The sequence below is a fragment of the Blastococcus sp. PRF04-17 genome, from assembly GCF_023016265.1.
Classification (GTDB): domain Bacteria; phylum Actinomycetota; class Actinomycetes; order Mycobacteriales; family Geodermatophilaceae; genus Blastococcus_B.
In genome coordinates this window covers 3,341,435-3,363,258 of the sequence record NZ_CP095412.1, presented here as the reverse complement: position 1 = coordinate 3,363,258, position 21,824 = coordinate 3,341,435, and the positions used below count along the sequence as shown (strand labels likewise).

The window sequence follows — 21,824 nt, the reverse complement described above, 5'->3', positions numbered from 1 at the left end:
CCCACCTTGTCAGCGCGAGTAGACCGCGACCTCGGAGGCCTTCACGGTTGCCCACACCTCGGACCCCGTCGCCAGTCCCAGCTCCGCGAACGCGGCTGCGGTGACGTCGGCGACGAGCGGCACCTCCCCGGTCAGTTCGCACCGGACCGTCGCGCCGTGCGGGGTGGCCCCGACCAGTCGGGCGGGCCACACGTTGCGCGGGCTGCCCGCGGGCCTGGCCAGGTAGAGCGCGACCGACTCGGGGCGCACCGCGGCGAACACCGGGCCGTCGACCTCGTCGGCCACGGCCACCGTGCCGCCGTCCGCCAGCCTCACCGTGCGCCCTTCGCCGGTCCCGGGCAGGAGGGAGAGGCCGACCAGGCGGGCGACGTAGTCGGTGCGCGGGCGCCGGCTGACGTCCACCGGCGTCCCGGCCTGCACGACCCGGCCGTCCTCGAGGACGACGACCCGGTCGGCCAGCGCCATCGCGTCCACCGGGTCGTGGGTGACCAGCACCGTGCTGCCGCCGAAGTCCGCCAGGTGCCTGCGCAGCTCGGCCCGGACCTCCAGCCGGGTGCGCGCGTCGAGGGCGGAGAGCGGCTCGTCGAGCAGCAGCAGTGCCGGCTCCCCCACCAGCGCCCGGGCCAGCGCCGCACGCTGGGCCTGGCCGCCGGACAGCTGGGCCGGGTGCCGGGCCGCGAAGCCGTCGAGACCGACCCGGGCGAGCCACGCCGCAGCAGCCTGCTGGCGGGCGGCCGGGCCGATGCCGCGGCTGCGCAGCGCGAACTCGACGTTGTGGCCGATGGTGAGGTGCGGGAAGAGCAGCGCGTCCTGGAAGACGACGCCGAGCGAGCGGCGGTGCGTGGGCAGCCGCGTTCCCGCGGAAGCGTCGTCCCAGTGCTCTCCGTCCACGACCACGCGGCCGGAGTCCGGAGGGAGCAGTCCGGCGAGAACTCGGAGCAGGGTGGACTTTCCTGCGCCGTTGGGGCCGAGGACGGCGAGCACCTCGCCGTCCTCGACCGCCAGCTCGACCTCGAGAGCGAGGGGCCCCCGGAGCACCGTCACGGTGGCCTCGAGCGTCATGACGCCGCCCGGCCCAGCCAGCGGTCCCGCAGCAGCAGGAGCGTGGCCAGCGAGACGGCGAGCAGGACGAGCGAGAGCACGATCGCCGCCTCGGGATCGCGCTGCAGCGCCAGGTAGACGGCCAGCGGCATCGTCTGCGTCGTCCCCGGGAAGTTGCCGGCGAAGGTGATGGTGGCGCCGAACTCGCCGAGGGCGCGGGCCCAGCAGAGGACGGCGCCGGCGGCGATGCCGGGAGCGACGAGGGGGAGGGTGACGCGGCGGAACGTCGTCCAGCGGTCGGCGCCGAGGGTGGCGGCGACGTCCTCGAAGCGGGCGTCGGCCGCCCGCAGCGCCCCCTCGACGCTGATCACGAGGAACGGCATGGCGACGAAGGTCTCGGCGATGACGACCGCCGTGGTCGTGAACGGGATCGTGATGTCGAAGGCCTGGTCGAGCCAGCGGCCGACGAGGCCCTGCCGCCCGAGGACGAGGAACAGGGCGACACCGCCGACGACCGGCGGCAGGACGAGCGGCACGGTGACCAGCGCGCGCAGGACGCTACGGCCGCGGATGCGGGAGCGCGCAAGTACCCAGGCGAGCGGGACGCCGAGCAGCAGCGAGACGCCGGTCGCCATGGTCGCCGAGACCAGCGACAGCCGCAGCGCCTCGCCGACGCCGGGCTCGGTCAGCCGGCTGCCGAGGGAGGACCAGGGCGTGCGAATGAGCAGGCCGAGGACCGGCAGGACGAGGAAGGCGACACCGAGGGCGGCCGGGAACAGGAGCGGGGCAGGGATCCGGGTCGAGTCGCCGCCGCGGAGAGGGCTCACGACGGCGGCAGGAACCCCGCGTCGGCGAGCACCTGCTGGCCCTCCGCCGAGAGGACGAGGTCGACGAACGCCCGCGCCGCGTCCGGGTTGGCGGAGTCCTCCAGAGCGCCGATCGGGTACCGGTTGACCGCCTGGGGGGCCTCGCGGAACGCGAACGCCAGGATCGAGTCGCCCGCGGCGTGGACGTCGGAGAGGTAGATCAGCCCCGCGTCCACCTCGCCGAGCTGGACCTTGGTCAGCACCGCGCGGACGTCGTCCTCGTAGGTGTCCGGGGCGTCGGACCGACCCGATGCCTCCAGCACCTCGGCTGCGGCGGCGCCGCAGGGCACCTCGGGCGCGCAGACCGCGACCGTCATGTCGGCGGTGACGAGCTCCGACAGACTGGGCATCCCGCCCTCCGGGAGGGCCACTCCGGCCGGGTTCTCGATCGGGACGGCGAGCATGAGGGGGTTCTCCGCGAAGAGCTCGGCCGCGCCGATCAGGCCACCGTCCTGGACCCGGCTCATCTGGGCCTCGTCGGCGGCGGCGAACACGTCGGCGGGGGCCCCCTCCAGCAGCTGGGCGGCCAGCGCGGAGCTGCCGGCGACGTTGAACCGGACGTCGAGCTGCGGGTTCTCCTCCATGAGCTGCTCGCCGAGCCGGGTGAAGACGTCGGTCAGCGAGGCGGCGGCGAAGACGGTCAGGGTGCCGGTGAGGCCCTCGTCGCCCTGCGGGTCGGTGAGCACCTCCTCCTCGCCGGGCGGCGCGTCGCCGTCGTAGCCGCCGCACCCCACCAGCACGGTCAGGCAGGCGACGGCCAGGAGCACACGTCGCCTCACGGGACGTCCACGCTGACCTGGGTGGCCTTGACCGTCGCGACGGCGCGGACACCGACCTCGAGGCCCAGCTCGTCGGCGGCCTCGCGCGACATCAGCGAGACCAGCCGGAAGGGACCGGCCTGGATCTCGACCTGGGCCATCACCGTGTCCCGGAGGACGCGGGTGACGATGCCGGTCAGCCGGTTGCGCGCGGAGGACGGCGTGGCCCCTGGTTCGGGCGCCTCGCGCAGCCGGGTCGCCACGCCGGCCAGGTCGGCCCCGTCCACGGTGGCCGGCCCGACGTCGCGGGAGACCACGAGCCTCCCGCTGTCGATCCACCGTCGAACGGTGTCGTCGCTGACGCCGAGCAGGGCCGCGGCCTCGGCGATCCGGTAGCTGGTCGGCACGCCGTGCACCGTAGCTCCGCACCTGCGGGCATGACAACGATCTCCGCTCCGCAGGTGCGGAAGGCGGTCGTCCTGTCAACACCGCAGCGCGAGTTTGTGGACCGGGCACGCCGTCCACAACGTGCCACGACCGGACGTCGGTCCCGACGGGCAGCATGCCTCGCGTGACGACCGGGGCCATGCTCACCGAACTCCTGCAGCGCGGCGCGCTGCTCGACGCCGACATCACCAGGGAGGTCGCAGAGACGTTCGCGAGGCACGATCCCTCGGTCGACGCCGACGGCGGGGTGACGCGAGAGCTGCTCGCCGGCCTGGAGGAGACGTGGGAGCGGGGGTGGCAGCCCGCCGACGTCGTGCACCTCGCCCAGCGCGAGGCGACGAGCAGTGCCGTGCCGCTGGCGGTGGCGCTGATCGCCGAGCACGCCCGCCGGGTCGACGCCGCAGGCCGCGCACCCGACGTCTGGGTGGAGCAACTCGCGGAGCTGGGTGCGCTGGGGGCCGGCGATCCTGCGGTGATCCATGCCTGGCACCGCACCGGGCGGCGGGGTGCGGAAGAGGCCTGGCGCATCGTGCTGCGGCTGGCGGTGGCCCTGAAGTGGTCTGCCCGGATGGATGCGCTGGTGCCGCCGCCGTCCCGGTGGGGTCCGCCGCGCGTGCGGCACGACAACCACCAATCGGGCGGCGACGAGCGGGCGCTGCGCCGGATCCGTGGCCTGCTGACCAAGGCCGAGTCGACCGAGTTCCCGGAAGAGGCGGACGCCCTGACGGCCAAGGCCCAGGAGCTGATGACGCGGCACGCGCTCGACACCGCTCTCCTGGATGCGGGACCGGCATCCGCCGGAGGGCAGGCGGTGACGGCGCGGCGGGTGCACGTCCGGGACCCGTACGTACGCGCCAAGATGCAGCTGCTCGGCGCGGTGGCGGAGGCCAACGACGTCCGGCTGGTCTGGTACCAGACGCTCGGCATCGCGAACCTGGTCGGCGTCCGTGCCGACGTCGCCGCCGTGGAGCTGCTGTTCACGTCGCTGCTCCTGCAGGTGGCGCAGGGGCTGGCAGCCGCCGAACGATCCGGCCGGCTCCGTGGGTCACGGTCGTTCCGGCACTCCTTCCTGCTGGGGTACGCGCACCGCATCGGGGAACGCCTGCAGGCGGCCCGGCAGCGCGCCACGGCCGAGGCGGCGGCGGAGCACGGGGCCGATCTGCTCCCGGTGCTGCGCAACCGGCAGGAAGCGGTCGAGCAGCGGGTCAGCGAGCTGTTCCCCCGCGTCCGCTCGAGCCGCAGCCGGGCATCGGTCGACGCGGGCGGCTGGTACGCGGGGCGCGCGGCCGCCGAACGCGCCGACGTGGGCCTCCGCCGGTCGTCGCTGCGCTGAGCCGCCGACGCTTCCGCGGAAGCGCCCCGGGCCGCTGGCCTGCCGTTCTGTCAGCGGCCGGCCCTAGCATCCGAACATGCGTTCGAAGAATGTGATGCAGCATCCCTCCGGTTCACCGTTGCCCGAGCTGGCCCGGGCCATCACGACCGGGGCGGTGCGCCTCGCGGCGGCCACGGCGGCGTGGCTCCGCCTCGTCGCCGAGTTCGACGAGCGCGGCGGGTGGAAGGGCGTGGGCATCCACTCCTGCGCGCACTGGCTGGCCTGGCAGTGCGGCATGTCGCAGGTCACAGCGCGGGAGCACGTCCGCGTGGCGCGTGCGCTGCCCGGACTCCCCCTGGTCGATGCGGCGTTCTCGGCCGGGCGGCTGTCGTACGCGAAGGTCCGGGCCCTGACCCGCATCGCGGCCCCCGACTGCGAGGCGCCGCTGCTGGAGTTCGCACTGACGGCGACCGCATCGCAGACGGAGCGGTTCTGCCGGGCCTGGCGCCGCGTCGACGACGAGGCGGCGAAGCCCGGCGCCGAGTGGCGGCAGCAGGTCGAGCAGTCCTTCCACGCCTGGACCGACGACGAGGGGTACCTGACCCTGAAGGTCCGCATGCCGGCCGAGGCCGGCGCCGCGCTGATGGCCGCCATCGACTCGCTGGCCGAGCGCGAGGCCCGCCGGGAGCGGGCGCAGAGCAAGAAGGCGACGGCCGCGCAGGACACGATTCGCGCCGCCGGAGGGCAGGTCGACCGGGACGTCGAGAAGCGCTGCGGGGACGACGAGGCCGTGGGGCTCGCCCGCGAGCGGACCGCCGCGCGGCGCATCGCCGCGCTGGGCGCGCTGGGCGCGCTGGCCGAGGCTCGCGTGGCGATGGACCGCCGTCCCGGTGACCCGCCCCGCCGCGAGGTGGTGATCCACGTCGACGCCGGCGTGCTCGCCGACGACGCCGCGGCGGGTCGGGCCCACTTCGAGGGCGGGCCGGCGCTGACCGCCGCCCAGGCTCGGCGCCTCGCGTGCGAGGCCACCGCTGTGGTCATGCTCGAGAAGGACCACGAGCCGCTCGCCCACGGTCGCCGCAAGCGGCGAGCGACGAAGGCACAGCGTCGGGTGCTGCTCCGGCGCGACGGCGGCTGCGCCCGTCCCGGCTGCCCCGAGACCCGCGTCGAGCGGCTGCACGCCCATCACATGCGGCACTGGCTCTTCGGCGGGCCGACCGACGTGTCGAACCTCGTCCTGCTCTGCGACGTCGACCACGGGCTGGTCCACGACCAGGAGCTCGTGCTGAGCCGGAAGGCCGGCCGGCTGATCGTGCTGGCCCCGGACGGCCGACGGGTCTGGGGCACGGCCGACGCGGCGTTCGAGGGTGGCCTGGATCGCGCCGCCGACGCCACGTTCGTCGGCGTGCCACCGCTGGACACGGTGGTGGGCCGTCGCCCCGAGGAGGCGCTCCCGGCGGCGCCGGCGCCGCGCACCGGGCCGCCGCGCACCGGGCCGCCGCGCCCCGGGCGGCGGCCCACCCGACCGACACGGCCGCGCCGGCGGGGCACGCGTGGAGCGGTGCGCCCCGCCTCCCGGAGCACCGGCCGCAGGACCGACCGGCGGACCGACCGGCGGGTCGACCTCCGGCGCGAGGCTGCGCAGATGAGCCGCGTGCTGTTCCCCGACGGGGAGCCGGCGCTGGCCGGGCACATCCAGGAGCGCTCGGAACGGCTGGACCTGCACTGGGCGATCGGCGTGCTGATCGGCAACCGGGACCTCGCCCGGAAACTCGCGGCCGAGGCCGGCGTCATGCTCAGCGGATGATCCGCGCTTCCGCGGAAGCGCCATGGCCGAGGGCACGGTTTGCCGAGGGTCCGCGGCGGGGAGTGGGAGCCGGTGCCGCCACGCTCCCCCGAGGACGACAACCCCGCCGGAAACTCGGCATCGGTCCGCACCCGCCGGATCCGCGAGTTCGCCCGGGAGGTCCTCGGCTTCGACGAGTTCCGGCCCGGTCAGGAGTGCGCCATGCAGGCCGTCGTCTCCGGCCGCGACACCCTCGCGGTGCTGCCGTCGGGCGCCGGGAAGACGGCGGTCTACCAGGTCGCGGGCCCGCTGCTCGACGGCCCGGTGGTCATCGTGTCGCCGCTCATCGCCCTGCAGCGCGACCAGGTCGACCGGCTGGCCGACATCGAGCAGCAGGCGGGGCGTGCGGCCCAGCTCAACTCGACCCTCTCCGCCGGCGACCAGCGAGAGGCGCTGCAGTCGATCCAGGACGGCACCATCCGCTTCCTCTTCCTGGCCCCCGAGCAGCTCACCAAGCCGGAAGTGGTCGACTCGCTCCGCGACGCGAACCCGGCGCTGTTCGTCGTCGACGAGGCCCACTGCGTCTCGGCCTGGGGGCACGACTTCCGCCCGGACTACCTGCGTCTCGGCGGCGTCATCGAGCAGCTCGGTCACCCGACGGTCCTCGCCCTGACCGCCACGGCGGCACCGCCGGTCCGCGCCGAGATCGTCGAGCGGCTGGAGATGCGCGACCCCGAGATCGTCGTGGCCGGGTTCGACCGACCGGAGATCCGGCTCGAGGTCGACCAGTACGCCGATGCCCATGGCAAGGACGAGCGGGTGCTCGACCGGGTGCTCGCCGAGCTCGGCGAGGGCCGCGGGCCGGGCATCGTCTACAGCGCGACCCGCCGGGGCACCGAGGAGATCGCGGGCCGGCTGCAGGACCGAGGCCTGCGCGCTCGGCCCTACCACGCCGGACTCAACAAGGGCGACCGCGAGGACACCCAGCGGGCCTGGATGGCCGACGAGCTCGACGTCGTCGTGGCCACCACCGCCTTCGGCATGGGCATCGACAAGCCGGACACCCGCTTCGTGATCCACGCCGAGCCGGCCGACTCGGTGGACAGCTACTACCAGGAGATCGGCCGCGCGGGCCGCGACGGCGATCCGGCGCTCGCCGTGCTGGTCTACCGGCAGGAGGACCTCAGCCTCCGGCGGTTCTTCGCCGCCGGCGCCCCGGCCGAGGAGGAGCTCCAGCAGGTGGCCGGGCTGGTGCAGGCCGCGGCCGCAGCCGGCATCGAGGACGGCGTGGACGTGCAGGACCTCCGCGAGGAGACCGGCCGGGGGGCGACCCCGCTGGCCCGCGACCTGAACCTGCTCGAGCAGGTGTCGGCCGTGGTCCTCGACGAGGACGGCGCCGCCCACCCGGCGGACGACGCGCCGCCGCCCGGTGAGGCGGCCGCCGCGGCCCGTGAACTGGCCGAGCACCACGAGCGTGTCGACCAGAGCCGCGTGGAGATGATGCGCGGCTACGCCGAGACCACCGACTGCCGGCGCCAGTTCCTGCTGGGCTACTTCGGCGAGCAGCTCGACGAGCCGTGCGGCAACTGCGACAACTGCTCGGCCGGCACCGCCCACGAGCCCGCGGGCGCCGACGACCCGGACACCCCGTTCCCCGTCGAGACCCCGGTGGAGCACTCGGAGTGGGGCAACGGCGTCGTCATGCGGGTCGAGGACGACCGGCTCGTCGTCCTCTTCGACGACGTGGGCTACAAGACCCTCGGCCTGGCGGCGGTCACCGAGAACGACCTGCTCCGAGCGCGCATGTGACGCAGGAGCCGGGTAAGGGGGCTGGACCGGAACGGCGACAAGGAGATCCCACGTGAAGGTCCTCGGCATCAATGCCCTCTACCACGACCCGGCGGCGGCGCTCGTCGTCGACGGGCAGGTCGTGGCCGCTGCCGAGGAGGAGCGATTCAGCCGGCGCAAGCACGGCAAGCGCCCGCTGCCGTGGAGCGCGTGGGAGCTGCCCGAGCTGGCGGCCGCCTGGGCGCTGGCCGAGGCCGGTCTGACGCCCGCCGATCTCGACGCGGTCGCCTACTCGTTCGATCCGCGGCTGATGCCCAGCCCCGAGGAGTCGGGGTTGTACGACGAGGGCGACGTCATGCGGAAGATGTACGCCGAGAAGGCGCCGTCCTTCCTCGCCCACTACCTGCCGGGCCTGTCCGAGGACAAGGTCGTCTACGTCCCCCACCACGTCGCGCACGCGGCCTCCGCCGGGCTCGCCGCCCCCTACCCGTCGAACTCGGTGCTGGTGCTCGACGGCCGCGGCGAGGCGGTCAGCCACCTCGCCGGCCGCTACCTCGACGGCAAACTGGAGACGCTGGCCAGCCAGGCGCTCCCCCACTCCCTCGGCCTGCTCTACGAGGACCTCACCGAGCACCTCGGCTTCCTGCGCAGCTCCGACGAGTACAAGGTGATGGCGATGGCCTCCTACGGGAAACCGCGCTTCGCCCAGGAGCTCGAGCGGGCGATCCACGCCACCGGCGACGGCGGCTTCCGCACCGAGAAGATCGACTTCTCCCAGTTCGCCCCCCGGCTGCACAAGGGCGACGACTGGACCGACGCCCACGCCGACCTCGCCGCGAGCGTCCAGCTGCGGCTCGAGGAGACGATGCTCGACCTCGTCCGCTGGCTGCACGCGCAGACCGGCGACTCCGCGCTGACGCTCGCCGGCGGCGTCGCCCTGAACTGCGTCGCCAACAGCCGCATCTACGCCGAGGGCCCGTTCGAGCAGGTCTGGGTGCAGCCAGCGGCAGGGGACTCCGGGACGGCGCTCGGCGGCGCGCTGTCGGTGGCCCACGATCTCGGTGACGTCACCGAGCCCATGCCCGGGGCCGACCTCGGGCGAGGCTGGACCGACGAGGAGATCGAGAGCTGGCTGATCACCGCCGCCATCGACTACGAGAAGCCGCACGACGTCGCCGACGCGGTCGCCGAGGTGCTGGCGAACAACGGCATCGTCGCGTGGTTCCAGGGCCGCAGCGAGTACGGCCCGCGGGCCCTGGGTCACCGCTCCCTGCTCGCCCACCCCGGCCACCAAGGCAACCTCGAGCGGATGAACAACGTGAAGGGCCGCGAGCAGTTCCGCCCCGTGGCGCCGATGGTGCTCGCCGAGCGGGCGAGCCAGATCTTCGGCCGCGGGCCGATCCCGTCGCGCTACATGCTGTTCGTCCACGACGTCGCGCCCGAGTGGAGGGACCGCATCCCCACCGTCACCCATGTCGACGGCACCGCGCGGATCCAGACCGTCGACCGCGCCGACGAACCGCTGGTGGCCCGCATGCTCGAGTGCTTCGAGCGGCGCACCGGCATCCCGGTGGTGGTGAACACCAGCCTGAACACCGCGGGCCGCCCCATGGTCGACGACCCCCGCGATGCGCTGGAGTGCTTCGGTTCGGCGCCGGTCGACCTGCTCGCGATCGGCCCGTTCGTCGTCCGCCGGAGCAGGTCCACCCTGCCGGGCTGAACCGCTGGGCCGCCGGCGTCCGAACACCCTTCGGACCACCCGTCCGCGGCGGAACGCCTCCGTCCGGTTGTGCGCCACACGATCGGGCGACCGTCGTTTCCGCCGGTCAGGCGGGGTAACTCCGTTCCGGTACCGCCGTGCGCACGGCGGACGTATCTGGGAGGACATCATGGCCGCTTCCGCGGGCAACAACGTCGCAGGTCGGGGCAAGACCGTCCCCGAGATCCTGGCCCTCGCATTCGGGGCCGTGTACCTGCTGGTCGGCATCGTCGGGTTCTTCATCACCGGCTTCGACGACTTCTTCGCCCACAACACCGAGGAGAAGCTGCTCTTCTTCGAGATCAACGGGATGCACAACGTCGTGCACATCCTGATCGGTGTGGCCGGTCTGGTGCTGGGCCGCACGCTGTCCGGGGCGCGGACCTACGGCTGGCTGCTCGCGGTGGGCTACGGCGCCGCGTTCATCTACGGCCTGTTCGCCACCGGCCAGGAGTGGGACTTCCTCAGCCTCAACTGGGCCGACAACATCCTGCACATCGCGACCGCGCTGGTCGGTCTGGTCATCGCCCTGATGCCGGTCCGCAACGCGATCGACTCGCGCCGCTGACGCTCTGACCGGCCGGCCTCCGGCCGGTTCGACCGCGAGCCGGGTCCCGACGTCCCCACGGACGTCGGGGCCCGGCTCGCGGCGTCTTCCCGAAGCGTCCTCCGACGGAGCACACTCGGCGGTGCGGCGGACAGCCGAGCCTCCGGCAGACCGCCCGGGACCCCGAGGGGACCCCCATGGACGACGACCCCGTGCTGCGATCCCTCAGCGCCGACGTCGAGCGCGAGGACCCCGAGCTCGCCGCGCTGCTCAGCGGCGGTGCACCGTTCGACCGCCCCGTCAGCCGGCCCGCCCGCCCGCGTGCGCACTCCGGCGCGATCCGTCTGTTCGTGGTCGTCGCGTCCGTGGCGGTGCTCGGCGCCACCCTGCTGCTGCCGGCCCGCGTGGTGCTCGCGGCGGCCGCGATGCTGCTCATCCTCGCCTCGCCGCTGGCCGTGTGCTGGCTGCTCGAGAACGACGACGGCCAGGCGACGCCCCGCCATCCCTGACCGCCTTCACCCCCGGTGCGACGACGGTCACGTCCGCAGTTACCTTGCGGGCATGGACTTCGCCCTCTCCCCCGAGCCCAGGAAGTCTGCGACCGGCTCTGGGACTTCATGCGCGAGCAGGTCTTCCCGGCCGAACCGGTCTACGACCAGTGGCGGGCCGAGCGAGGGCACGACAACCACGAGCACCCGCCGGTCCTCGAGGAGCTGAAGGCCGAGGCGCGCAAGCGGGGACTGTGGAACCTGTTCCACCACGAGCTCGGCGGGTTGTCCAACCTCGAGTACGCCTCCGCCGCCGAGGTCATGGGCTGGTCGCCGGTGATCGCTCCCGAGGCGACCAACTGCGGTGCGCCCGACACCGGCAACATGGAGACGCTCATGTTGTTCGGCACGGACGAGCAGAAGCAGCGGTGGCTGAACCCGCTGCTCGAGGGCGAGATCCGCTCCGGCTTCGCGATGACGGAGCCCGACGTCGCCTCCTCCGACGCGCGCAACATCCAGACGTCGATCGTCCGCGACGGCGACGACTACGTGATCAACGGGCGCAAGTGGTGGACCAGCGGAGCTGCCGACGAGCGCTGCCAGATCTTCATCGTCATGGGCAAGACCGACCCCCAGGGCGCCGCGCACCGGCAGCAGTCGATGATCCTGGTCCCTCGCGACACCCCGGGCCTGGAGATCATCCGGCACCTGCCGGTGTTCGGGTACCAGGACCAGCACGGACACTCGGAGTTGCGGTTCACCGACGTGCGGGTGCCGGCCTCGAACATGCTGGCCGGCGAGGGCGACGGCTTCATGATCGCCCAGGCACGACTCGGCCCCGGGCGGATCCACCACTGCATGCGCGCCATCGGCATGGCCGAGCGGGCGCTGGCGCTCATGGTCGAGCGCACCAAGGCCCGCGTCGCGTTCGGCCGCCCGCTGGCCGACCAGGGGACCGTCCGCGAGGCCATCGCGCTGTCCCGGATCGAGATCGACCAGGCGCGGCTGTACGTGCTCAAGACCGCCGACCTCATCGACAAGTACGGCGCCAAGGGCGCACGCACCGAGATCTCCGCGATCAAGGTGGCGGCGCCGAAGGTGGCCGTGGACGTCATCGACCGCGCCATCCAGGTGCACGGCGGCGCCGGAGTCAGCAACGACACCCCGCTGGCCCGCTTCTACGCCCACGCCCGCACGCTGCGGATCGTCGACGGCCCGGATGCGGTGCACATCCGCGGCGTCGCCAAGGAGGAGCTGGCGCGGGAGCGCCCCTTCAGCGGCTGAGCGGACCGGCTGAGCAGAACCGTCAGGGGGCCACCGTGCCGCCGAGCCCTCCGCCGGCCAGCTTGGCCATGAGCTGGGTGCGGTGGAGGCCGGCGGCCTGCAGCTCGTCGGCGTGGGCCTCGGTGTCGATCTCGTCGGGCAGCGACGCCTCCACCTTGTCCGCGGTGTCGTTGTCGCCCTGAGTGCGCAGCACGCGGACGAGTTCCTCTTTGGCCAGCTTCACCGGCTCCTCCATCCCTCGGGTCGTGGACGAAAGTCTGGGCGGCGCCGGGAACACCTGCAACGCGGTCAGCCGCGGGCGCTCCGCCGGTAGAGATGCCCACCGACCGCGGCGAGGACGATGCCGAGGAGGAGCTGCCCGACGCCGACGCCGATCTGGCCGGTGCCGAACCAGGTGACCGACGACACGAGCAGCACCACGGCCACGCCGAGCAGCAGCAGACCGATCAGCCGCTCGCGCCGGGCGTCGGTGGACCGGGGCGCGTCGGGGGTCGGGTCAACCATGGCCGACAGCCTGCCAGCGGCCGTCGGGCTCAGAGGCGGCAGGCCATGATGATCTCGTCGCGGTCGTCGCCCGGGGCGACCCGGATCGCGCCCGGCAGCCGCCCGACCTCGACGTAGCCCAGGCCCCGGTAGAAGTCGTCCAGTCCGGTGCCCCCGCGCGCGGTGAGGTGGAGGAACTCCCAGCCGCGACTGCGGGCGATGTCGTGCACGCCGGCCATGAGCGCCCGGCCCAGACCCTGTCCCTGCCGGGACGGGTGCACCTGCACCCGCAGCACCGTTCCCCAGTGCAGGCGCAGGGGACTCAGCGAGCCCACGACACTGGCGAAGCCCGCCGTCGCGCCGTCCACGGTGAGCAGTGCCAGGACGTCCCGCCCGGAGCGGACGCCGTCCAGGAGCTTGTCCAGCAGCGGGACGACGTCCTCCTCGGTGACCGGGGGGACGAAGCCCACCGCGCCACCGGCGTTGGTCACGTCGGTCCAGCAGGTCAGCAGGTCCCGCCGGAGGACGTCGTCGACATCGGACACGGGACGGACCTCGGCACCCACGGCGGCCATCCTCCCGCGCAGGACCTCCTGGCGTGTCACCGGGCGGAGGGCCAGCCTTCCGCCATGACCGAGATGTCCCTCCTGCCGACGATCACCGCGCGGGACCTCGACGACCGGACCGGCTACGACCCCGCCTTCCTCGGGGTCGACGTGCCGCTGCCCGTGCTCGCCTCGGACGCCCCCACGGTGCTGCTGCACTACCTCCACTACAGCGTGCTGCACCGACCCGACCGTCGGTTCGCCGCGCTGACCGCGCTGGACCTCGACGGCGCCAAACTGATGTCGATCGGCCGCACCGACCGCTGGCAGCTCGACCCGCGGCTGGCCGCGGAGCTGCAGGCCGGGCCCGCCGTCTACGCGGACAACGACCTCGACCGCGGGCACCTCGTCATGCGGGCCTCCTCGACCTGGGGCGCGACGAAGGAGGAGGCGAAGCAGGCGGAGGCCGACACCTTCTTCTTCACCAACGCCGCCCCCCAGGCCTCGACGTTCAACCAGGGCCGCGAGCTGTGGCTCGGCCTCGAGGAGTACCTGCAGGAGCACGCCGCGGGGTTCGACCGGAAGCTCGTCGTCCTCGCCGGCCCGGTGCTCGAGCCCGGCGACCCGCCGTACCGCGGCATCCAGGTCCCCCTCCGGTTCTGGAAGGTCGTGGCGTTCGTGCAGGACGACGCGCTGGCCGCCACCGGCTACCTGCTCGACCAGTCGCCGATGGTCGACGACCTGCGGGGCGCGGTGGACGAGGCCGCCGCGGCGGGGCGGATCCCGCCGCTCGGCCCGTTCCGCACCTTCCAGGTGCCGATCGCGGACATCGCGGCCCTCACGGGGGTGGTCCTGGACCAGCTCACCCTCGTCGACCGGCTCGGGGCTCCGGTCACGGGCGTGGCCCCGCCGCCGGGGCAGATCTCGACCGGCTGGAAGCAGCTCGGCGCCCTCGAGGACGTCGTCCTCACGAACTGACCCTTGTCAGGCAAGTGGTTACTTGCCTATTGTTCGGGCGTGGGCGACGTGTCCGGCGACGTCTTCAAGGCCCTGGCCGACCCGACCAGGCGCGCCGTCCTCGACGAGCTCCAGGAGCGGGACGACCAGACCCTGTTCGAACTGTGCACCCGGCTGATCAGCCGGCACGGCCTCGGCTCGAGCAGGCAGGCCATCTCGCAGCACCTGGAGGTCCTGGAGGCGGCCGGCCTGGTCACCACGCGCCGCGAGGGCCGCTACAAGTTCCACTCGCTGGACACCTCGCCGTTGAGGGCCATCACCGAGCGGTGGCGGCTCGGACCCCGAGGAGAGTGACGATGCGGATCAACGTGACCAGCGTCCTGGTCGACGACCAGGAGAAGGCGCTGCGCTTCTACACCGACGTGCTCGGCTTCGTGAAGAAGACCGAGATCCCGCTGGGCGAGCACCGCTGGTTGACCGTCGTGTCGCCGGAGGCCCCGACGGCGTCGAGCTGGCACTGGAGCCCGACGAGCACCACGGAGCCAGGGCGTACAAGGACACCCTGGTCGCCGACGGCATCCCGTACACGTCCTTCGCCGTCGACGACGTGCAGAAGGAGTACGAGCGGCTCACCGCGCTCGGCGTGCGCTTCACCCAGGAACCGACGCTCATGGGCTCGATGACCACGGCGGTCCTCGACGACACCTGCGGCAACCTGATCATGATCGCCAGCATGTAGCGGTCAGCCGCTCTTGGTCGGCGGCTTCCCGGCGGCCCGCGCCTCCTCGGCCCGGGATCGGTCGTACGCGCAGGCGTCGCCGACATCGGCCGCCGGATCCGCACCGCCGGTGGGGTCGGGCGAGTCCGTCGTCGACGGGGCGCTGGGCTGTCCGTTGCCGGAGGCGGGGGCGTCGTCCGACGGCGGAGCGCCCGACGAGGCCGGCGCCGGGTCGAGCGTGTCGTCGACGATCTGCCGCATCCGGTCGTAGTCCGGATAGGCCGGGTCGATGAGGTCGGCGTCGAAGACGACGCTGCGCACGTTCGCCTCCTGGACGAGGAAGGCGAGGTCCACGAAGTCCTGCAGCGCCGACCGCGGGATGTCGGTGCTGACGATGTCCTGCGTGGTGGCCGCCAGGTCCTGGTACTCCCGCAGCAGGGTGACCGGGTCGGCCGCCTCGATGATCGCGTCGATCGTGCAGCGCTGGCGAGCCATCCGGTCGTAGTCGGTGAGGCCGTAGCGGCCTCGGGCGAAGGCCAGTGCGGTGGGGCCGTCCATCTCCTGGTCCGGCCCCGGGGCGATGTAGTCGTCGGGCAGCTGCTCGTCGGGGACACCGCCGACCGGCACCCAGTAGTTGACGTTGACGGTGATCCCGCCGAGGGCGTCGACGAGCCGGCTGAAACCGTCGAGGTTGACCAGCACGAAGTAGTCGATGCTCAGTCCGAGCGCCTCACCGACGCCGAGCTTCAGGAAGTCCGCGCCCGGGTCGTCGGTCGGCCCGAGGATGTCGGGGTACTCGGCCGGCCCGTTGCGATAGACCGCGTTGAGCAGGCTCTCGCTCTCGCTGCCCGCCCAGAACCCGTCGGGGTAGACCTCGGCCAGCGGGCTGTCCGGGGGAAGGGCAGGTTCTCCAGGTTGCGCGGCAGGCTGAACAGGACCGTGTCGCCCGTGCTGGTGTCGGTGCTCGCGACGATGACGGTGTCGGTGCGCACGCCCTCCCTGCCCTCGCCGCCGTCGCCGCCGAGGAGCAGCACGTTGACCCGCTCCTTGTCGCCGAACGGGTCGGCGGTGTCCTCGACGGTGGCCGACCGGCCGTCGTCCTCGAACACCTCCGCGATGAGCTCACGCTGCGTGAAGGCCAGCCGGCTGACGAACACCGCCGGCGCGGCGACCGCCACGACGAGGACCAGCACGACCAGAGCCCCGAGCACGTGGTGGCCGCGCGAGCTCCGAGGTGGGACCAGCATCCGGTAGCCGGAGATCACGACGACGGCCCACAGCAGGCTGACGAGGACCACGCCGCCGACGATCCAGAGCAGGCGGTCGGTGTCCACGGCGGAGCGGACGAGCGTCCGGCGCCCGCCGGTGGCCAGCCACACACCCCCGCCGACGAGGGCCAGGAACGCCAGCAGGGTGAGGACGCCGAGCCTCCGTCGACCCGCCGCGAGGAAGGCGGTGCCGGGCAGCAACGCTCCGAGAGCGGTCAGGCCGAGGGCGGCGGCGAAGCTGCGGGGTGCCCGGCGGGGTGCGCGGCGGACGACGGGAGGGCGGGCCGTCACGGGTCTGGTGGGGTCGTCGCTCACGCGCCGTCCACCGCTGTGGGCCGCCTGGTCATCCGGCCATGATCCCACCGATCCCCGGCAGCGGCCTGTGACCGACGAGCGGCCCCTGAGCAGAGGAGTGATCCGGCTCCGTTCGGGGAACCACCCCCTGTGGACGACCGTTGGTTACGGTTGCGTAGGTTACGCAGGCGTAGGTCGCCTCGAGCCCCGGAGGTCCGCATGTCCCAGACTCCCCCGCAGGCGGCGGTCCTGACCGAGCTGGAGCCGGTGGTCGAGGAGAACCTGAACCGGCACATCAAGCTGGCCAAGGAGTGGCATCCGCACGACTACGTGCCCTGGGACGAGGGGCGCAACTTCGCCTTCCTGGGCGGCGAGGACTGGTCGCCGGAGCAGTCGAAGCTCGACGAGACGGCGAAGGCCGCGATGTTCGTCAACCTGCTGACCGAGGACAACCTGCCCAGCTACCACCGGGAGATCGCCACCCGGTTCGGCCGGGACGGCGCCTGGGGGCAGTGGGTCGGCCGCTGGACCGCCGAGGAGGGCCGGCACGGCATCGCGATCCGCGACTACCTCGTCGTCACCCGCGGCGTCGACCCGGTCGCGCTGGAGCGCGCCCGGATGGACTACATGACCCTCGGCTACGACTCCGGGGACAAGTCGCCCCTCGAGGCGGTCGCCTACGTCTCGTTCCAGGAGCTCGCGACCCGCGTCTCGCACCGCAACACCGGGAAGGCGACCGGCGACCCGGTGGCCGACCAGTTGCTCGCCCGCATCGCGACGGACGAGAACCTGCACATGATCTTCTACCGGAACCTGGTCAGTGCGGCGTTCGACATCGACCCCGACGAGATGATGAAGGCCGTGGCCCACGAGGTCATGCACTTCGAGATGCCCGGCGCCAACATGGCGAACTTCCGGAAGAACTCGACGATCATCGCCAAGGCCGGCATCTACGACCTGCGGCTCCACCACGACGAGGTGGTCAGCCCGATCCTGCGCAAGTGGCGGGTGTTCGACCGCGACGACTTCGGCCCGGAGGGCGAGAAGGCGCGCGAGGAGCTGGCCACCTTCCTCGCCGGTCTCGACGAGCAGGCGACGAAGTTCGTGGAGAGCCGCGAGCGGCTGCGGGCCCGCATGATGGCCAAGGGCGAGGTCCCGGTCCAGGTCTGAGCGGAGTGCCAGGGCGCGGAGAATGCGCCCCTGCCACTCCACCTAAGCTGGGCTCCCGTGCGCCTGGCTACCTGGAACGTGAACTCCATCCGCTCCCGGGCCGAGCGGGTGGCCGCCTGGTTGGAGCGCAGCGACGTCGACGTCCTGGCACTGCAGGAGACCAAGTGCCGCGACGACCAGTTCCCGGAGATGCCCTTCGCGGCGCTGGGCTACGAGGTCGCGCACGTCGGCTACTCGCAGTGGAACGGTGTCGCGATCCTGTCCCGCGTCGGCATCGAGGACGTCGAGATCGGCTTCCCGGGCCAGCCGTGCTGGTCGGCCGGGGGCGGCGGGGCGGGCGAGATCGCCGTCAGCGAGACCGAGGCCCGCGCTCTCGGGGCCACCTGCGGCGGCGTACGGGTCTGGAGCCTGTACGTGCCCAACGGCCGGACGCTCGCCGACCCGCACTACCGGTACAAGCTCGACTGGCTGGCGGCGCTGCGGACGACGGCCGGCGAGTGGCTGGAGAAGGACGCCGGGGCGCAGATCGCGCTCGTCGGCGACTGGAACATCGCGCCCGAGAACGACGACGTCTGGGACATGGCCGTCTTCTCGCACTCCACCCACGTGTCGCCGCCGGAGCGGGCGGCCTTCCGCGCCATCGTGGACGCCGGGTTCGCCGACGTCGTCCGGCCCCACACCCCCGGCCCCGGCGTCTACACGTACTGGGACTACACGCAGCTGCGCTTCCCGCGCCGCGAGGGCATGCGGATCGACTTCGTCCTGGGCTCCCCCGCCCTGGCCGCCCGCGTGACCGGGGCGCGCATCGACCGGGAGGAGCGCAAGGGCAAGGGCGCGAGCGACCACGCCCCCGTCGTCGTCGACCTGGCGGACTGAGCGGTGCTCGTCCTCCTCCCGCCGTCGGAGACCAAGGCCGCCGGCGGGGACGGGCCGCCGCTCGAGCTCGCCGCCCTGACCGCTCCGGAGCTCACCCCGGTGCGGACCGAGCTCGTGGAGGCACTGGTCGAGCTGGCCGACGACGTCCCCGCCTCTCGCACCGCGCTCGGCCTGTCCCCGAAGCAGGACGAGGAGATCGCCCGCAATGCCGACCTCTGGACCGCACCGACCCGGCCGGCGCTGCAGCGCTACACCGGCGTCCTCTACGACGCCCTCGACGTGGGCAGCATGACGCGGGTCCAGCGGTCGCGTGCCGCGCACCGGCTGGCGGTGGGGTCGGCGCTGTTCGGGCTGGTCCGGGGCGGCGACCAGATCCCCGCCTACCGGCTGTCGGCCGGTTCCGCCCTGCCCGGGTTGCCGACGCTGCGAGCCCTCTGGAGACCCGCCCTCGCTCCGGTGCTGGCCGCCGTCGACGACCTGGTGGTCGACCTGCGCAGCGGCTCCTACGCGGCGTTGGCTCCCGTTCCGGGCGCCGTGACCGTCGGCGTCCTGAGTGAACGCCCGGACGGGACGCGGTCGGTGGTCAGCCACTTCAACAAGGCGCACAAGGGCCGGCTGGCCCGGCTGCTGGCCACGACCACCGCCGAGCCGGACACCCCGACGCGACTGCGGGGGTTGCTGAGGCGTGCGGGGTTGCACGTGGAACATGACGGCGGGAGCGCCGTCACGCTCGTCGTGCCTGCTCCCTGAGCCGTGGTCCTGTGACCTTCCTCGGATTCGTTGCACACAACGGACAGTCCGTGACATAACGTGGGGCAGGACGGCGGGGACTGCAACGAGCGGCCTTCGCCGAGGTTCGCCGACGCGGTCGGGCAGAAGGGCATCGTGAACGGTTCCGCTGACCCGACGGTCGCACCGCAGGGCGCCGTCCGCTCGGCCGGCCGGCTGCGGAGCGACGCCGCCCGGTTGGACGCCGCCCGTCGCCTGCTCCCCGGTGGGCGCGACGCGCACGCGCTGGACCGGCTGTCCGAGCTCGCCGCGCGTCTCGTGCGCGCCCCGGGCAGCCAGATCTCGCTGCTCACCGACGTCCAACTCGTGGCGGCGGGCAGCGGCCTGCCGACCGGGACCGTCGGCTCGGAGGGCTTGCTGGAGGAGTCGCTCTGCACGGTGACCGCTGCGGGGGACGGCGTCCTCGTGCTCTCCGACACGAGAGATGACCCACGGGTCCGCGAGCTCCCGCCCGTCACCTCGGGGCAGGTCGGCGCCTATCTGGGCGCCCCCCTGGTCACCACCGGAGGCCAGGCGATCGGCGCACTGTGCGTCTTCGACCCCAGGCCCCGGGAGTGGTCGGACACCGACGTGGCCACGGTCCGGCAGCTGGCCGAGTCCGCGGTCACCGAGCTCGAGCTCTCGGCGCTGGTCCACCAGTACGAGGACGACCGGGTGCGCTGGGGGCTGGCCATCGATGCCGGCGGCATCGGCACCTTCGACTGGGACCTGATCAGCGGCCGCCTGTCGTGGGACGACCGCCTCATCGCGATCTTCGGCTACGACGCCGACACCTTCACCGAAACGCTCGAGGCCTTCAACGACCGGCTGCACCCGGACGACGTGGACCGGGTCGGTGACCTCCTCCAGCAGTGCATCGACACCTGTGGGGAGTACGACGCCGAGTACCGCGTCGTCCTGCCCGACGGCGAGACACGGTGGGTGCACGCCCGCGGCCGGGCACTGAGCGGGCCCGGCGGCACCGCCGTCCGGCTGGTGGGTGCCGCCTACGACACCACCGACGAGCGGGCCGGCGCGGCTTCGGTCACCCGGGTGCTGGAGGCGATGCCCGCAGGGTTCTACAGCCTCGACCGCGAGTGGCGGTTCACCCACGTCAACGCCGAGGCCGAGCGCCTGCTGGGCAGCAGCCGCGAGGAGCTGCTCGGGCGGGTGCTCTGGGACGCCTTCCCCGCCGCGGTGAACAGCATCTTCGAGGACAGCTACCGCACGGCGGTCCGGGTGGGCGTGCCGGTCTCCTTCGACGCCTTCTACCCGGAGCCGCTGAACGGCTGGTACGAGCTGCGGGCGTGGCCGACGCCGGACGGTCTGTCGGTGTACTTCCTGGAGGTCACCGACCGACGCCGCGTGCAGGAGAGGGCCGAGGACTCCGCGCAGCGACTCGCGCTGCTGGCCCAGGTCAGCGCCGAACTCGCCGGCACGCTCGACGCAGGTGCCGCCACGGCGCACCTCCCGCGGCTGGTCGTCCCGGCGCTGGCCGACTTCTGCATCGTCACCCTCGTCGACGCCGACGGCCGGCCGCGCGACGTCGGCTCGTGGCACGTGGAGCCGGCATCGAGGCCGGTCCTGGAGCGGTACGCGGCGGTGCGCCTCGACGCCCTGCCCGTCGACTCCCCGGTGGCGCGGGCGCTGATCGGCGGAGAGGCCACCCGCGAGCCGATCCCGCGGGTCCTGGACCTGCTGGGACCGGGAGAGGCGCGCGACCTGCTGCAGGTGCTGCGGCCGGAGACGGCCGTGGTCCTGCCGTTGCGTGGCCGCGGACGCACCCTGGGCCTGCTGACCATGTACTACCGGGCCGGCACGACCGTCACCGACGAGGACCTCGCGACCGCCCAGGACGTCGCCGACCGCGCCGGGCTCGCCCTGGACAACGCGCGGCTCTACAACGCGCAGCAGCAGCTGGCGGAGGGCCTGCAGCGCAGCCTGCTCACCGAGCCGCCGGAGCCTGATCACGCGCAGATCGCCGTCCGCTACCTGCCGGCGGCCGAGGCGGCCCGGGTCGGCGGGGACTGGTACGACGCGTTCCTGCAGCCGAACGGGTCGACCATGCTGGTGATCGGCGACGTCGTCGGCCACGACACCGCTGCCGCGGCGGCGATGGGACAGCTGCGCGGACTGCTCCGGGGCATCGCCACCTACAGCGACGCCGGCCCCGCCGAGGTGCTGCGCGGCCTGGACGCATCGATGACCACCCTTCGGACGCGGACGCTCGCCACGGCGGCCGTCGCCCGCTTCGAGCAGACGGAGGACGAGCGGGAGCGCGGGCTGACCCGCATGCGCTGGGCCAACGCCGGCCACCTGCCGCCCCTGGTGATCAATCCCGACGGGAGCGTCGCGGAGCTGGCGGCCTGGACCGGCGACCTGCTGCTGGGCGTCGACCCGGACACCCGGCGGCAGGAGTCGGTCGTGACCCTGGACCGCGGGTCGACGGTCCTGCTCTACACCGACGGCCTGGTCGAGCGCCGGGACAGCGACCTCGACGCCGGCATGGTTCGGCTGCGGGACGCGGTCATCGAGTTGGCCGACCTGCCGCTGGAGGCGCTGCTCGACGAGCTGCTCGAACGGCTGGTGCACGGGCGACCCGAGGACGACGTCGCGCTGGTCGCCGTCCGCCTGCACCCGCAGTAGAAGGACCCCGCGTCCCCCCAGCC

General features: G+C 73.2%; 22 protein-coding genes and 1 pseudogene. 14 read left to right on the top strand and 9 right to left on the bottom strand.

The features are described 5' to 3' along the window. Positions 1-9: 9 nt before the first annotated feature. The 4 genes from MVA48_RS16965 to MVA48_RS16950 are packed head-to-tail and all read right to left on the bottom strand — an operon-like array spanning position 10 to position 3,072. Positions 10-1,062, bottom strand: a complete 1,053-nt coding sequence (locus tag MVA48_RS16965; protein WP_246981907.1) for an ABC transporter ATP-binding protein — start codon at positions 1,060-1,062, stop codon at positions 10-12. Beyond that, the gene (locus MVA48_RS16960) at positions 1,059-1,868 is read right to left on the bottom strand and encodes an ABC transporter permease (protein ID WP_246981906.1); all 810 of its coding nucleotides are present in this window, start codon (positions 1,866-1,868) and stop codon (positions 1,059-1,061) included. Before MVA48_RS16960 ends, MVA48_RS16965 begins: the two co-directional genes overlap by 4 nt. Beyond that, positions 1,865-2,686 carry a molybdate ABC transporter substrate-binding protein gene (gene modA / locus MVA48_RS16955; RefSeq protein WP_246981905.1) on the bottom strand — a complete coding sequence of 274 codons (822 nt, stop codon included), beginning with the start codon at positions 2,684-2,686 and terminating at the stop codon, positions 1,865-1,867. The genes MVA48_RS16960 and modA overlap by 4 nt, the downstream gene beginning before the upstream one ends. Next, positions 2,683-3,072, bottom strand: coding sequence for a TOBE domain-containing protein (locus tag MVA48_RS16950; protein ID WP_246981903.1), 390 nt, complete (start codon positions 3,070-3,072; stop codon positions 2,683-2,685). Before MVA48_RS16950 ends, modA begins: the two co-directional genes overlap by 4 nt. Before the next feature lie 164 nt (positions 3,073-3,236). Between MVA48_RS16950 and MVA48_RS16945 the strand changes: the two genes are divergently transcribed. The 7 genes from MVA48_RS16945 to MVA48_RS16915 all read left to right on the top strand — a co-directional run bounded on the left by MVA48_RS16945 (position 3,237) and on the right by MVA48_RS16915 (position 12,076). Further along, positions 3,237-4,445: a DUF2786 domain-containing protein gene (locus MVA48_RS16945; protein WP_246981902.1), complete on the top strand. Its 1,209-nt coding sequence runs from the start codon at positions 3,237-3,239 to the stop codon at positions 4,443-4,445. 76 nt (positions 4,446-4,521) lie between these two features. Then, positions 4,522-6,231 carry an HNH endonuclease signature motif containing protein gene (locus MVA48_RS16940; RefSeq protein ID WP_246981901.1) on the top strand — a complete coding sequence of 570 codons (1,710 nt, stop codon included), beginning with the start codon at positions 4,522-4,524 and terminating at the stop codon, positions 6,229-6,231. 72 nt (positions 6,232-6,303) lie between these two features. Then, positions 6,304-8,019 carry a RecQ family ATP-dependent DNA helicase gene (locus MVA48_RS16935; RefSeq protein ID WP_246981900.1) on the top strand — a complete coding sequence of 572 codons (1,716 nt, stop codon included), beginning with the start codon at positions 6,304-6,306 and terminating at the stop codon, positions 8,017-8,019. Positions 8,020-8,071: 52 nt separating this feature from the next. Further along, positions 8,072-9,718 carry a carbamoyltransferase family protein gene (locus tag MVA48_RS16930; protein ID WP_246981899.1) on the top strand — a complete coding sequence of 549 codons (1,647 nt, stop codon included), beginning with the start codon at positions 8,072-8,074 and terminating at the stop codon, positions 9,716-9,718. 169 nt (positions 9,719-9,887) lie between these two features. Beyond that, positions 9,888-10,325, top strand: coding sequence for a DUF4383 domain-containing protein (locus tag MVA48_RS16925; protein WP_246981898.1), 438 nt, complete (start codon positions 9,888-9,890; stop codon positions 10,323-10,325). Positions 10,326-10,501: 176 nt separating this feature from the next. Continuing rightward, positions 10,502-10,813 carry a DUF3040 domain-containing protein gene (locus tag MVA48_RS16920; protein WP_246981897.1) on the top strand — a complete coding sequence of 104 codons (312 nt, stop codon included), beginning with the start codon at positions 10,502-10,504 and terminating at the stop codon, positions 10,811-10,813. 108 nt (positions 10,814-10,921) lie between these two features. Beyond that, positions 10,922-12,076 (top strand): acyl-CoA dehydrogenase family protein, encoded by a 1,155-nt coding sequence (locus MVA48_RS16915; protein WP_246981895.1) that lies wholly within the window; start codon positions 10,922-10,924, stop codon positions 12,074-12,076. Positions 12,077-12,098: 22 nt separating this feature from the next. Here MVA48_RS16915 and MVA48_RS16910 read toward each other — a convergent pair whose 3' ends face one another. The 3 genes from MVA48_RS16910 to MVA48_RS16900 are packed head-to-tail and all read right to left on the bottom strand — an operon-like array spanning position 12,099 to position 13,104. Next, positions 12,099-12,311 carry a hypothetical protein gene (locus MVA48_RS16910; RefSeq protein WP_246981893.1) on the bottom strand — a complete coding sequence of 71 codons (213 nt, stop codon included), beginning with the start codon at positions 12,309-12,311 and terminating at the stop codon, positions 12,099-12,101. A gap of 53 nt (positions 12,312-12,364) precedes the next feature. Then, positions 12,365-12,580, bottom strand: a complete 216-nt coding sequence (locus MVA48_RS16905; RefSeq protein ID WP_246981891.1) for a hypothetical protein — start codon at positions 12,578-12,580, stop codon at positions 12,365-12,367. A gap of 29 nt (positions 12,581-12,609) precedes the next feature. Then, positions 12,610-13,104, bottom strand: coding sequence for a GNAT family N-acetyltransferase (locus MVA48_RS16900; RefSeq protein ID WP_246981889.1), 495 nt, complete (start codon positions 13,102-13,104; stop codon positions 12,610-12,612). Positions 13,105-13,188: 84 nt separating this feature from the next. Here MVA48_RS16900 and MVA48_RS16895 point away from each other — a divergent pair, with 84 nt between their 5' ends. The 3 genes and pseudogenes from MVA48_RS16895 (at position 13,189) to MVA48_RS16885 (ending at position 14,800) form a co-directional block, all read left to right on the top strand. Then, positions 13,189-14,082 (top strand): DNA/RNA non-specific endonuclease, encoded by an 894-nt coding sequence (locus MVA48_RS16895; protein ID WP_246981887.1) that lies wholly within the window; start codon positions 13,189-13,191, stop codon positions 14,080-14,082. Between the two features lie 39 nt (positions 14,083-14,121). Beyond that, positions 14,122-14,415, top strand: a complete 294-nt coding sequence (locus tag MVA48_RS16890; RefSeq protein ID WP_246981885.1) for an ArsR/SmtB family transcription factor — start codon at positions 14,122-14,124, stop codon at positions 14,413-14,415. A 2-nt stretch (positions 14,416-14,417) separates the two neighbouring features. After that, a pseudogene (locus MVA48_RS16885) lies at positions 14,418-14,800 on the top strand (VOC family protein). Between the two features lie 3 nt (positions 14,801-14,803). Here the strand turns inward: MVA48_RS16885 and MVA48_RS16880 are convergent. Both MVA48_RS16880 and MVA48_RS16875 read right to left on the bottom strand, forming a co-directional pair. After that, complete coding sequence (locus tag MVA48_RS16880) at positions 14,804-15,565, bottom strand: LCP family protein (protein WP_246989273.1); 762 nt, start codon at positions 15,563-15,565, stop codon at positions 14,804-14,806. Further along, entirely contained in the window at positions 15,526-16,362 is an 837-nt protein-coding gene (locus MVA48_RS16875) for a hypothetical protein (RefSeq protein ID WP_246981883.1), read from the bottom strand. Before MVA48_RS16875 ends, MVA48_RS16880 begins: the two co-directional genes overlap by 40 nt. A 198-nt stretch (positions 16,363-16,560) precedes the next feature. Here MVA48_RS16875 and MVA48_RS16870 point away from each other — a divergent pair, with 198 nt between their 5' ends. The 4 genes from MVA48_RS16870 (at position 16,561) to MVA48_RS16855 (ending at position 21,801) form a co-directional block, all read left to right on the top strand. Next, positions 16,561-17,511: an acyl-ACP desaturase gene (locus tag MVA48_RS16870; protein ID WP_246981881.1), complete on the top strand. Its 951-nt coding sequence runs from the start codon at positions 16,561-16,563 to the stop codon at positions 17,509-17,511. A gap of 57 nt (positions 17,512-17,568) precedes the next feature. After that, positions 17,569-18,387, top strand: a complete 819-nt coding sequence (locus tag MVA48_RS16865; RefSeq protein WP_246981879.1) for an exodeoxyribonuclease III — start codon at positions 17,569-17,571, stop codon at positions 18,385-18,387. Between the two features lie 3 nt (positions 18,388-18,390). Then, complete coding sequence (gene yaaA / locus MVA48_RS16860; protein WP_246981877.1) at positions 18,391-19,137, top strand: peroxide stress protein YaaA; 747 nt, start codon at positions 18,391-18,393, stop codon at positions 19,135-19,137. Between the two features lie 135 nt (positions 19,138-19,272). After that, positions 19,273-21,801: a SpoIIE family protein phosphatase gene (locus MVA48_RS16855; RefSeq protein ID WP_246981875.1), complete on the top strand. Its 2,529-nt coding sequence runs from the start codon at positions 19,273-19,275 to the stop codon at positions 21,799-21,801. The last annotated feature ends 23 nt before the right edge of the window (positions 21,802-21,824 follow it).